Source organism: Actinomycetota bacterium (genome assembly GCA_040755895.1).
GTDB lineage: Bacteria > Actinomycetota > Aquicultoria > Subteraquimicrobiales > Subteraquimicrobiaceae > Subteraquimicrobium.
Map to the genome: position 1 here is coordinate 1 of JBFMAG010000024.1, position 12703 is coordinate 12703.

15 protein-coding genes are annotated in these 12703 nt (G+C 45.2%); all 15 read right to left on the bottom strand.

Going from position 1 to position 12703, the window contains the following annotated elements; all coding sequences use genetic code 11:
• On the bottom strand, positions 1-174 hold a 174-nt coding region (locus AB1466_00880), incomplete at its 3' end, for a hypothetical protein (protein ID MEW6188656.1).
• Positions 175-202: 28 nt separating this feature from the next.
• Positions 203-472 (bottom strand): 30S ribosomal protein S15, encoded by a 270-nt coding sequence (rpsO, locus tag AB1466_00885; protein MEW6188657.1) that lies wholly within the window; start codon positions 470-472, stop codon positions 203-205.
• Between the two features lie 60 nt (positions 473-532).
• Positions 533-1498: a bifunctional riboflavin kinase/FAD synthetase gene (locus tag AB1466_00890; protein ID MEW6188658.1), complete on the bottom strand. Its 966-nt coding sequence runs from the start codon at positions 1496-1498 to the stop codon at positions 533-535.
• Positions 1499-1589: 91 nt separating this feature from the next.
• The gene (gene truB / locus AB1466_00895; GenBank protein MEW6188659.1) at positions 1590-2525 is read right to left on the bottom strand and encodes a tRNA pseudouridine(55) synthase TruB; all 936 of its coding nucleotides are present in this window, start codon (positions 2523-2525) and stop codon (positions 1590-1592) included.
• 7 nt (positions 2526-2532) lie between these two features.
• Positions 2533-3534: a bifunctional oligoribonuclease/PAP phosphatase NrnA gene (locus AB1466_00900; protein MEW6188660.1), complete on the bottom strand. Its 1002-nt coding sequence runs from the start codon at positions 3532-3534 to the stop codon at positions 2533-2535.
• A gap of 8 nt (positions 3535-3542) precedes the next feature.
• Positions 3543-3884: a 30S ribosome-binding factor RbfA gene (gene rbfA, locus AB1466_00905; protein ID MEW6188661.1), complete on the bottom strand. Its 342-nt coding sequence runs from the start codon at positions 3882-3884 to the stop codon at positions 3543-3545.
• Positions 3885-3917: 33 nt separating this feature from the next.
• The gene (locus tag AB1466_00910) at positions 3918-4205 is read right to left on the bottom strand and encodes a DUF503 domain-containing protein (protein MEW6188662.1); all 288 of its coding nucleotides are present in this window, start codon (positions 4203-4205) and stop codon (positions 3918-3920) included.
• Positions 4206-4277: 72 nt separating this feature from the next.
• A complete protein-coding gene (gene infB / locus AB1466_00915; protein ID MEW6188663.1) occupies positions 4278-6275 on the bottom strand; it encodes a translation initiation factor IF-2 in 1998 nt (665 codons plus the stop codon).
• Positions 6276-6312: 37 nt separating this feature from the next.
• On the bottom strand, positions 6313-6600 hold the full coding sequence (locus AB1466_00920; protein MEW6188664.1) for a YlxR family protein: 288 nt from the start codon (positions 6598-6600) through the stop codon (positions 6313-6315).
• 34 nt (positions 6601-6634) lie between these two features.
• Positions 6635-7762 carry a transcription termination factor NusA gene (gene nusA, locus AB1466_00925; protein MEW6188665.1) on the bottom strand — a complete coding sequence of 376 codons (1128 nt, stop codon included), beginning with the start codon at positions 7760-7762 and terminating at the stop codon, positions 6635-6637.
• 38 nt (positions 7763-7800) lie between these two features.
• Positions 7801-8283, bottom strand: a complete 483-nt coding sequence (gene rimP / locus AB1466_00930) for a ribosome maturation factor RimP (protein ID MEW6188666.1) — start codon at positions 8281-8283, stop codon at positions 7801-7803.
• Between the two features lie 141 nt (positions 8284-8424).
• Complete coding sequence (locus AB1466_00935) at positions 8425-9081, bottom strand: glycosyltransferase family 2 protein (protein MEW6188667.1); 657 nt, start codon at positions 9079-9081, stop codon at positions 8425-8427.
• Positions 9082-9265: 184 nt separating this feature from the next.
• On the bottom strand, positions 9266-10720 hold the full coding sequence (proS, locus tag AB1466_00940; GenBank protein ID MEW6188668.1) for a proline--tRNA ligase: 1455 nt from the start codon (positions 10718-10720) through the stop codon (positions 9266-9268).
• A gap of 35 nt (positions 10721-10755) precedes the next feature.
• Entirely contained in the window at positions 10756-11814 is a 1059-nt protein-coding gene (ispG, locus tag AB1466_00945) for a flavodoxin-dependent (E)-4-hydroxy-3-methylbut-2-enyl-diphosphate synthase (GenBank protein ID MEW6188669.1), read from the bottom strand.
• 11 nt (positions 11815-11825) lie between these two features.
• A partial coding sequence (gene rseP / locus AB1466_00950; GenBank protein MEW6188670.1) for an RIP metalloprotease RseP occupies positions 11826-12703 on the bottom strand: 878 nt, incomplete at its 5' end.

The following is a 12703-nucleotide window of genomic DNA, read 5'->3' on the forward strand; positions in this document are numbered from 1 at the left end:
GAGAGGGAAGAAATCAACATCCTCCAAAGGCTCATCGCTGGTAACAGCGGTAACTATGACCATGGTGTCCTCACACTGGACAATAACTGCCCCATTTGCCTGGCGAGCTAACCTTCCCGCTTCTAGGGTGATAATTTTCCCTTCAAATTCAATTTCCTTGCGTTTAACCTGCATTCAAAGATAAACCCCCCATGAATATAATCTAACCGCGCAACCCAAGCTTCTCAAGGAGCGTTCGATATCTTTCGATATCGATGTCCTTGAGGTAATTGAGTAATCTCCTCCTCTGACCCACCATTTTCAAAAGTCCTCGACGGGAGTGATGGTCCTTTTTATATCGCTTGAGGTGCTCGGTAAGATAATTTATTCTCTTGGTCAGAATGGCGATTTGTACCTCGGGGGAGCCTGTATCGCTCTCATGAAGTCGGTATTCCCCGATTATTGCCGCTTTTTCCTCCTTCGGTAAAACCAACTCCTAAATTCACCCCCTCTCCTAATCATCAAACTGTTATCTAATTTAAACGAAAGCGCACTAGCGCTTCCTCCTGTTTATCTTAACATACTCGGAAAATCCAGTAAACAGAAGAGATTTGGTTACCTCGATGTCTTCTCTTATTTGATTGGCGAGTTCCTTTTCATTTCGGAATGTTTTTTCACCCCGAATTCTTGCACAAATTTCGAGTTTAACTCTCTTTCCATAGAGATCTCCTTTGAAATCTATGATAAAGGTCTCTATCTTGAACCTTCTTCCTCCAAAGGTGGGACTTGTCCCGATATTTATGGTGCACATCTTCCTTTCCCCATTGAACTCTATGAAACCGGCGTAAACCCCCCTCTTTGGGATAGACGCCTTGTCTGCTGTTCTCAAATTGGCTGTGCAAAAGCCAAGAGATTTTCCTCGACCACATCCCTTTATTACCTCACCAATTATTCGAGGGTATCGACCGAGAATTTCTTTTACCTTTTGTAATTCTCCCTCTTTCAGAAGCTCGCGGACGTATGTGCTGCTGATGAATTTTCCATTTACCTCAAGTAAAGGAATAGATATTATATCGAAACCTCTTTTTGATCCATACTCTTTGAGGAAGGTTACATCTCCCTCGGCATCCTTGCCGAATTTGAAGGTTTCCCCCACCACCAGGCAACAAGCGTTCAACAAGTTAAGGATTATATGATCTATGAATTCTTTAGGGGAGAGGTTTGCAAATCCCTTTGTGAAATTGACGACCAAAAATATATCCGCTCCCAGAGCCTCTATCAATTCCGCTTTTAATTCGGTACTTGTAAGAATAGGCGGATGACTTCCGAGTTTTAAGACTTCCATGGGATGAGGTTCGAAAGTAAGCACCACGCTTCGGGCTCTTCTTTTGCGAGCTTCCTCAATGGTAGCTCCGATTATCCTTTGGTGTCCCCTATGGATACCATCGAACATTCCGATGGTGACCACACTCTTTTCTCCTAAAGATTTAAGATTTTCCAATCCTCTAATGATTTTCATCTTCATTCTCATCCATTTTCAAGCCCGGAAGCTCCAAGGCTGAGAAGCTCGGTTTTGAATAATATAACTGAGCTCCAGAGCTAAAATGAGCTTAGCAGAAAACACGGACTGGCTTTGCTATTACTCGAGCGGGATCAATTTGTACCTCGTCAGAAAAGGTGGTAGTAGCTTTAGCTATAGCAAGAAGGCCCTGTTGCACATCGATCAATCGAATGAATTGATTTCTTTCAATGAATTGAGATCGGCTTTCGACCATTCCAGCTCTTAAAGGCACTCCATTTAATATTTTTTCTTTAAAATCTCCCTTTACCAGGACGAAAGGATATCGTTCTAAAGCTTTGTTCATCGGAATTATCGCTTTATGCAGGTAATTTTCCTCGGCTAGTTTTTGGACTTTTTCCAGGGTTAAGGCCGAATCTAAATGGAAATTTCCGCAGCTAATTCTGGTGAGCCTACTCATATGCGCTCCATAGCCTAAAACTTCTCCAATATCCGCGCAGAGAGTCCGAATGTAGGTGCCCTTCGAACATTTCACGCGAAATTTGACTCTGGGATGACCATCGCCATCGATTTTTAATAGTTCCAATTCGAAGATTTTAACCTTGCGGCGAGGGCGCTTAACCTCCCTGCCTCTACTGGCTAGTTTATAAAGGGGTCTACCTCCCACTTTTACCGCTGAGGTCATGGGTGGTACCTGCCATACATTGCCTCTGAATTCCTCGAATATTTTTTCCATTTTTCCCGGTGTGATGGAACAGGGCACTACGGATAAAATTTTCCCCGTGCTGTCTTGCGTATCAGTTCTAATGCCCAGCTGCATCTCCACTACGTATTCTTTGGTATCCGATTGAAGGAATTGAGTAAGCTTAGTAGCTCGTCCGATGCAAAGTACAAGAACCCCAGTAGCCATGGGATCCAGAGTTCCTGTATGTCCAACCCTTCTGGTTTTCAGAATCCTTCTTACCCTTTCAACGACATCGTGGGAGGTAATTCCGGGGAGTTTATTCACTATTAACAAACCATCCATCTTGTCGTCACTCTCGCTTGCACATCCTACGCATCCGTAGGACTTCTTCGCTTATGATCTTGAGTAAAACCTCAAGCGTCTTGTCAGGGTCATGGGAGGATATGTAGCCTGCGGCATCTGGATGCCCTCCCCCACCGAATATTTCAGCTATTTTGGCTACGTTGATACCTCCTCTGGATCGAAGGCTGACTCTAATGCTTCCATTGGACATCTCCTTTAAAACTGCTGCAACTCTTGTTCCTTTGACCGCTCTGAGGAAATCGATAAGATTTTCAGCTTCCTCCATCCTTGCCTCGGTTGAGGCCAAATCCTTCTGCAGGATTAAGGTGTAAATGAAACCCAAATTGGGTAGGAATTTCGCTTTTGAAAGGGATAACCCCAAAAGCTTGGTGTAGGAGAAGGGGATATTTTCATAGACGTTTTGGAAAACATAATTTGGCGATATACCGTATTCCAGAAGCTCCTTTGCCGCCTGAAAGGTCTGTATGGAGGTATTTGAATATTGGAATCTCCCAGTATCAGTGACCATCCCCGTGTAAAGGCAGAGGGCAATATCCCTATTGAGTTTTTGATTCAAGTTCTTACTGAGATAAAAGATGAGCTCCGCACAGGCTGAGATATTTTCATCGACTACATTTATGTGACCGAATTTATCATTATCACCATGGTGATCGATATTCACGAGAATGGAGGCATTTTGTGCGGATTTCTTTAATATTCCCAAACGTTTTAAACTGGCACAATCGATGGCAATGAAATTGGAGGGTTTTTTGGGGCATTCCTTAGGATCTTGAATGAGTTCAAGCCCTGGGAGGAAGGCATACTGAGGCGGAATTACGATGGATTCGCCCCAGCTCGCAAAGGATTTTTTATTCATTCGCTTTAAGAGTAACCCCAGTCCCAGGAGTGATCCTATCGCATCTCCATCTGGCTGGGTATGCGTGGCTATCACAAATTGCTTTTCCTTAAGAATTAATTTGGCCACGGAACGCAAGTCATCATTTATCATGTATTGCCTTAATCCCCTTTTTGAATGCGCTTCAGAAGCTCCGAGATACGCATTCCTTCCTTTATGGATTCATCGATCTTAAAGGTGAGATCCGGGAGAAACTTTATCCTGATCCTTTTCCCCAATTCCGTTTTAATGAATCCCTTGGCACTTTCCAATCCCTCAAGGGTGTTTTCCTGCTCCAATTTCTTTCCTAAGACGCTAAGGAAAACGGTAGCGTATCTTAAATCCGGCGATACTTCGACGGCGGTAATGGTGACAAAACCGATGCGAGGATCCTTCAATTCCCTCTGGATAATATCGCTAATTTCCTCTTTAAAAATCTCTGCAAGCCGAGATGTGCGCATCATGGGAGTTCCCTGAATTTTTGTTTTAAGATACCTTTAGGGGGACAGGAGAGTGACCTTGTGGCTGAGGACGGTGGCCTTATTAAGATTTTCTACACATCGTTCAATATCCGAAAGGACCCTTTGAGCTTGATAATCCGAAAGGGAAACGCAAGCGATCCCCAACGTTGCTCTCTGCCAAAGTCCATGATTGTCGATTTCCGCCATGGAAACACTATATTTACCCCTAATGCGATCGATGATACTCTTAATGATCTGCCTTTTTTCTTTAAGCGATCTACATTCCGGGAGAAATAATTCGAGCTGGGCAACACCGATAATCATCTATCCTCCCAAATGGTCTTCATTTATGGTCTTTAGGTTCAGTCTTCTCAAAGGTTAGCTAAACCACACGAGCTAAGTTTTTTTAACCATGGTAAATGTTTCAATGATATCCCCGACCTTTATGTCTTGGAAATTTTCCAGTCTAATGCCGCATTCAAAACCAGCCTTAACCTTTGGAACGTCCTCTTTAAAGCGGCGAAGGGAGGCGATCTTCCCTTCGTAGATCACAATACCATCCCTTATCATCCTGGCTTGAGCGCCACAAATGATCTCCCCATCTAATACGTAGACTCCCGCGACTACACCCACCTTTGAGATTTTGAAGGTGGCTCTAACTTCAGCCCGTCCCTGCTCCACCTCCACAAACTTCGGCTTGAGCATGCCCAGCATCGCTGCCTTGATATCGTCGATGATTTGATAGATCACCCGATATGTCCTTATATCAACATTTTCCCGAGCTGCCATTTCCTTGGCTTTTGGATCTGGGCGGACGTTAAAACCTATTATAATGGCATCTGAAGCCGCAGCGAGCATAACATCGGTCTCCTTGACTCCTCCCACACCCCCGTGGATTATTTCAAGCTTGATCTTGTCCTGCTCTAGTTTTTCCAAGGATTCCTTGAGGGCCTCGACCGAACCTTGGGCATCACCTTTGATGATTAAGTTTAGCTTTTTGACCTCTCCCTCTTTTATTCTCTCGAAGAGTTCATCAAGGGTTACATGTTTTTTCCTGAGCTCTTTCTCGATCAGTCTACGCTTGAGAGCTCTTTCTTCCGCTATTCGTCTCGCCTCTCTCTCGTCGGTTAGAACCTTAATCTCATCCCCAGGTTGAGGAACTGTTGAGAATCCTAGCACCTCTATGGGTTGAGAGGGACCCGCTTCAAGGAGATTATTTCCCTTGTCATCAAGAAGCGCTCGAATTTTTCCATAGGCCAGCCCGGCCACTACCGCTTCCCCAACCCTTAAGGTACCATTTTGGATCAAGATGGTGGCAACGGGACCCCGGCCCCTATCCAACTTGGCTTCGATCACCACTCCCTTAGTATAACCCTTTCGAGTCGCTTTGAGTTCTTGGAGTTCTGCTACTAAGAGGATCATTTCCAGGAGTTCTTCAATGTTTGTTTTCTCCTTGGCTGATACCTCAACGAAGACGGTATCTCCCCCCCATTCTTCGGGGACGAGACCATATTCGGTCAATTGTTTCTTGACCTTCTCAGGGTTAGCCTCGGTTTTATCGATCTTGTTTATGGCCACCACTATGGGGACGTTTGCCGCCTTTGCGTGGTCGATTGCTTCCACCGTTTGGGGCATGACTCCATCATCCGCTGCGACGACAAGGATGGCAATATCGGTTACCTGAGCCCCTCTCGCCCGCATTGCGGTAAAGGCTTCGTGCCCCGGAGTGTCGATGAAGGTTATTTTCTTATCATCATGGAGGGTTACCTGGTAAGCTCCAATGTGCTGGGTGATTCCTCCCACCTCTTTGGAGATGACGTCAGTTTTTCGAATTGCATCAAGGAGACATGTTTTTCCGTGGTCCACATGACCCATCACGGTGACCACGGGCGGTCGATGTTCTAAATCTCCTGGGGAGATCGGAGCCTCCTCTTTCCATGCTTCCTCAGGAGAAATGATTTTAGCTTCATGACCAAATTGTTCTGCAAGGACATGTATGGCTTCAGGGTCCAGGGGCTGATTAATGGTCACCATTTCACCCAGTTGCATCAGTCTCTTTATGATCTCCGAGGAGGTTTTGCCCACAAGTTCTGCAAATTCCTTAACCGTTATGCCCTCGGTTACTTTTAATTCGGGCAAAGAGGACACCACTTTCTCAATTGTCTCAACTGTGCGAGGTTTTTTCCTTTGCGTTTCTTTCTTCACAAGGCGTTTTTTTTCAGCGACCTTTGGTTTGGACCGGGGTGTTTCGCCCAAAACAATTTGAACTTCTTTCTCATTTAAGGTTGCGAAATGGTTCTTGGCTTTAATCCCGAGTCCATTCAGTTTCTTGAGTAATTCGCTGCTGGGTATGCCCATTTCTTTTGCCAACTCGTGAACTCTTACCTTACCCATGAAAAAATTCCTCCAAGAATATTGATGATTCCATTCCTTAAATCTGAATTCCTTCCTCTATCAAGTGCAAAATTTCCGTCCCAAGCTCTTTAATTACGTCTTCACCAACGGTTGTATTCAAAGCGTTGGTGAGCTTTTTCCCCTTAAGACTTTGACTGAGGCATTCTTTACTATAACAAATATAAGCTCCTCTCCCACTTGCCTTACCCGAAGGATCTATGCTAATTTCTCCCGAGGGAGAACGTACTATCCTTATCAACTCCTTCTTCGGTTTTACCTTCCCACAACCGATACATGTCCTAAGTGGTATTTTCTTTCTTACCATATCAAGTACAATTTGACCTTTCAAGTTAACCTTTTCATTTAACTTTTTCCAATTTCTGGTGAATGCCACAATAATTACTACCAGGTTTTGCTTTATTCTTGCACCTCTTTCCGGAAGAGGTGAGAGCCTGGCACCTTTCCTCCTCAGCCGCTTTTTCGACCTCAGCCTCAGCTTTAGCTTTCTCCTCCCTAGCCTGAGATTCACTCTTGATATCAATGCGCCATCCGGTCAATTTTGCAGCTAAACGGGCATTTTGTCCTTCCTTTCCAATGGCCAGAGATAGCTGATTATCGGGGACGATGACCTCACTTTGATGCTCTTTTTCATTGATTATAACCTCTTTTACCCTTGCTGGGCTGAGAGCGTTGGCTACAAAGACTGCGGGATCCTCGCTCCACTGAACTATATCGATCTTCTCTCCCCTAAGCTCGCTTACCACCATTCGGACGCGAGAACCCCTTGGCCCCACACAAGCCCCCACGGGATCGATGCTCGGATCCCTAGAGGCTACGGCTATTTTTGATCTTTGTCCGGGTTCTCTGGCTACTGCTTTTATCTCTACGAATCCATCATAGATCTCAGGCACTTCGAGTTCAAAAAGTCTTTTTAAAAGTCCTGGGTGGGTGCGGGATACGATGATTTGTGGTTCTTTTGTAGTTCGCCGAACCTCAACGATATAGGCTTTGAGCCGTGTTCCATGTTCATACCTCTCTATAGAGATTTGTTCACTTGGGGGAAGGAGAGCTTCCACCCTACCCAAGTTTAGGAGGGTATACCGCTGATCATTCTGCTGGATGATACCAGTAACGATGTCGCCTTCCCTATCGGCATATTCTTCGTACATCATCTCCCGCTCTGCTTCTCTGATTCTCTGCAGGATTACTTGCTTTGCAGTCTGAGCGGCAATCCGACCGAAGTTATGGGGGGTCACCTCAACCTCTTCGACTCTGGGCTCTTTCCCCTCCTCTTCTACCGTCTCTTGGGAGAATACCTTAATCTCCCCCGTTTCCCGATCGATTTCAACCCGAACATTTGGAACTCGACCATAATTGCGTTTATACGCCGAGACCAGAGCGGCTTTTAAAGCCTCAAGTATGGTGTCGGGGTCGATTCTTCTTTCTCTCTCTATTTGCCTCAAAGCTTCGATGAGTTTTGAATTCATGGAACCTACAAGAACCTCCTTCCATATCTTAAACCAGTTTAAAATTTAAAATCATAGACGAGATGAGCTTGGGATACCAGATCGAAGGGTATCCTCATTAGCTCACCTTCACACTCCATTGTAAATTGATGATCTCCCACTTCCTTGAGTATTCCCGTGAACTGCCTTCGATTGGCCAGGGGTTTTATTGTTTTGACTTTTATCTTCGATCCAATAAATTGTCGATAATGTCTGGGCTTTGTGAGATGACGCTCAATTCCTGGAGAGGAGACTTCCAAATTATAGGGAGTGGAAATTAAATCAGCCTCGTCTAGGGCACGACCGATCAATTCACTCATCCTTACACAGGAGTTAAGATCCACCCCTCTTTCCGAATCTATGAAGATACGAAGCACTAAACCCCTAGGTCCTCTTTGAAGCTCGACGTCGAATAATTCCAACTTCTCCCCTTCCAATATGGGAGCGATCAATTCCTCGATCCTTGAAACGACTTTTTCTTTCCCCATCTCTCCCTCTTTCATTCCTCGCAACCTTCTAACAATGAAAAGAGTGGGCCAAAACCCACTCGTTAATTTCGCAAAATTTATAATACCATATCCGCCCTTCTTCCGCAACAAAACCATTTAATGATCGAAAATTCACCCTTTCGGGTGGCGATAAATTTAAAGACGCAAAAGATGCTTGATCATATCACCGTACATTTTAAGTCTGGCTAAAAGACCTTTGGAAAAACCGAGCTTTTCCTCCTTCATTACGTGGGTCGCATCGTTGATGATAACCTCCCTGACCTTCATCTCGCAGTTTTTGGCATGTTTTGTAAGGGCTATCTCCACACCGAATCCCGATTCGGAAAAATCGGGGATGCCATCGAGAAATTGTCTCTTAAGAGCCCTCTGACCGGAAATAAAGGGAATTATAGTTTGGGAAAGATCTGTACGTAGCCTTCCTCCAGCGAATTTTCCCACGGTCATCATAAGCTCATCGTCTATGAGGAGGGGATTTATCAAATCCTCTATGTGCTTGGGGGTAAGTCCCACGAGATCGGCATCGATGAACACCAAGATATCCGCATCTGTGGCGTCTATTCCCATTTTTAAAGCTGCCCCCTTTCCCCTATTCGTCTCACTATTTATGAGTGTTACATCCCGGTGCTTCTTAACCGCATTGGCTGTTCCATCGGTAGAACCATCATTTACCACGATAATCTCATCTATCAGTGGCACTTTCATAACCTCGCTTAAAACTGAACTGATCCTTTCTTCCTCATTATAGGCGGGAATTATGACGGCAATTTTAGGTTTTGAACTTGCCTTTGCCATCTCGCCTCCTTCATCATTTGGTTTAACTGTACTTTTGGCAAAAATTTAGCTTGCGAGGCTAAAAACCCCATAAACTTGATTTTTAAGACCAAGATTTTAACGAAAAATTTAAAGTTTGCGATAGCAGCACAACATTATACAAACCTTGAAGAAGTTCATATAAAATTTGCCAAACTAAAGTGGTTTAATATGCTTGAGCAAAGTAGACTAATTCGCCTCTTTCCCCACAGTTGATGCAATTACTGCTCCTTTTTTCGGGAGCAAGGGGGATGCAACGTATCGTGGCCACGGTCTTTTCCCTAATGGAATTCTCGCATTCGGTTTTGCCACACCATCCAGCGATCAAAAATCCTCTTTTGGTCTCCAATATCTCTTCAAATTCATGTAGGCTCCGGACCCCATGCGTATTTTCTTCTTGGAATTTTTTAGCTTTCTTAAACAAATTGGTCTGGATGTTCAACAAAATCTGTTCAACTTCCATCTCGAGTTCGCTTTCCTTAACCGGTTTTTCCTTTCTCGTATCGCGCCGGACTAGTATTACCTGCTCCTTTTCAATATCCTTTGGGCCAATTTCGATGCGAAGTGGTACGCCACGCATCTCGTATTCATTAAACTTCCATCCAGGCGTATATTCCTCTCGAATATCCGCTTCAATTCGGAATTTCCTCTTTAGTAGCTTAAGCAGATGCTCAGTCCTCTCACAGACCAAGGTGCGGGTTTTTGTTTGCCAGATGGGGATGATGATCACCTGAGTGGGAGCAATATTTGGGGGAATTATTAGTCCAGCGTCATCGCCGTGGGTGAGTATCACCGCCCCTATCAGACGTGTAGATACCCCCCAGGATGTTTGCCAGACGTAACGCCTTTCACCCTTTTCATCCTGAAATGTGATATCGAAAGCCTTGGCAAAGTTTTGTCCAAGGTTGTGCGATGTTCCCACCTGAAGCGCCCTTCCGTCACACATTAGGGCCTCCAAGGTATAGGTACGTAATGCACCTGCGAATTTTTCCCTCTCCGATTTCCTGCCTATAATGATGGGTATTGCGAGTTCATCTTGCATGAAATCGCGATAAATCCGAAGCATCTGAAGGGCTTCCCTCTCCGCCTCCTCTTCCGTGGCATGGGCGGTGTGACCCTCTTGCCATAAGAATTCTGTGGTTCTCAAGAAGGGTCTTGTAACCATTTCCCAACGGAGTACGTTGCACCATTGGTTGATGAGGACTGGGAGATCGCGATAGGATCTTATCCACTTTGAATACATGTGACAGATTATCGATTCCGAAGTGGGTCTAATGGCTAGTCTTTCCTCGATTTTTTCCTGGCCCCCATGGGTTACCCAGGCGACCTCAGGTGCAAAGCCTTGAACGTGTTCTGCCTCCTTGGCCAGAAAACTTTCCGGGATGAGTAAGGGAAAGTAAGCATTGGCGTGTCCAGTTTCCTTGAACTTTTCATCTAGCTTTTCTCTAATATTTTCCCAGATGGCATAGCCATAGGGGCGAATGACCATACATCCTTTGACGGGTGCATAATCCGCCAGCTTGGCCATGCGAATGACCTCAGAGTACCACCTGGATAAATTCTCCGATTTATTGGTCAGTTTTTCGACGATACCTTCCTCAATCGATTTATCCTTGCTCATTGTCACAAGTTCAACCCCTATCTCAGCGACAATTACTATTGAGAATCGACCATCGACAGCTTTTCTATCTCTTCCATCAATACTTCAACGAGCTTATCTTCCGGCACCTTCTTTATCGGTTTACCCTTCGCGAAGAGTAGACCTCCTCTCTTTCCCGCTGCAATTCCTATATCAGCCTCTTTTGCCTCTCCTGGACCATTGACCACGCATCCCATTACGGCAACCTTTATGGGAGTGGAATAAGATAGGAGTTTCTCCCCAACCTCCTCTGCAAGGGAGATCAAATCTATTTCACATCTGCCACAGGTCGGGCAGGAAATGAGCTCCGGTCCTGCTCTTAAACTCAGGGATCTTAAAATCTCGAATCCCACCCGAACCTCCTTTACGGGGTCCGCCGTAAGCGATACCCTTATCGTATCACCGATGCCTTCGTGAAGGAGAACCCCCAAGCCTACTGAAGACTTTATCGTGCCCGAAACAAGCGTTCCGGCTTCAGTTATACCTAAATGTAATGGATAATCCACCATTTTGGCAAGCATCCTATAGGCTTCAATGGTTATGGGCACGGATGATGATTTAACCGAAATCACTATATCGTAAAAATTCAAGCTTTCAAAGAAGTGTACGTGCTCCAATGCACTATCTACGAGGGCTTTGGCCAGTCCCTCTTTTGCCTTGGCATATTTTTTGTGCAGGGAACCCGCATTCACACCTATGCGTATGGGGATATTTTTCTCCTTGGCTTTCATTACGATCCGCTTTACCCTATCTAAATTTCCGATGTTTCCTGGATTGATTCGAATTTTATCGACTCCTGCATCGAGAGAGGCGAGGGCCAGACGCCAATCGAAGTGAATATCCGCAACCAAGGGTATGCTCACATTTTCTTTGATGGTCTTGAGGGCCTTTGCGGATTCTCCATCGGGGACGGCAACCCGTACTATTTCACATCCAGCGGATTCCAATTCCCTGATTTGAGCAACGGTGGAGGCAATATCCGCGGTTTTTGTAGTGGTCATGGACTGCACGGCAATGGGAGCATTCCCTCCGATTCTAACCTTTCCCACTTGAATTTGTTGAGATTTACGTCGCATATCAATCACTCCTATAAGCCACCTAGATAAATGAGGAGTCTTTGGATATCAACCATGGTGAGGTAGATAATTAATATCATGAGCAGGGAAAAAAGTATACTTTGAATGACCACGAGCTTATAAGGGTCTATTGGTCTCCCGCGCACCACTTCTATCCCGAGAATTGCTAATCTGCCTCCGTCTAAAGGAGGAATGGGAAAGAGGTTTATAACAGCAAGATGTATGCTGATGAGGGCTAAAACTTGCAAAAAGAATAATAAGTTTTCCTTGGCAATGAGGGTGGTCTCATGAATGATACCCACGGGTCCCCTCGCTTGTTGTAAGAACCCGCCCTTGGTGAACAAATCATGAATTGCTTGGCAGATCCTCACCGTAGCCATTCCCGTGGCAATGGTACCGCGATGAACAGCGGAAAGAAGGGTCTCTCTCTTTTTCTCCAATTTTGTTTCAATACCCAGAAAACCTCGAGAATCCTTCGTAGTTAGGGTGGGGTAAAAGATCATCCTCTTTCCGCTCCTCATCACCTCGACTTTTACTCTCTTTCGTGGATGTTCTTGAATGATCTCAATGATCTCGGACCATTCCGAAGTTTTCTTGTCCCCAATGGAAATTATCCTATCTCCCGACTTCAAGCCGACCTCAAAAGCAGGAGAGTTGGGCAAAATTTTGGCTATGTCCGTTGTGGGTGTGGGGATTCCCACCATCAAAACGATGGCAATGAGCATTATGGGAAGTATTAAGTTCATGAGAGGTCCGGCCAGGATTATGCTTATCCTCTGCCACATTGGTTTTGTGTTGAAAGCTCGTGCTCTATCTGCTTCGCTTAATTCCTCCTGGGGATCCATTCCGGCAAATCTCACATATCCACCAAAGGGGATGGTTGTAGCAC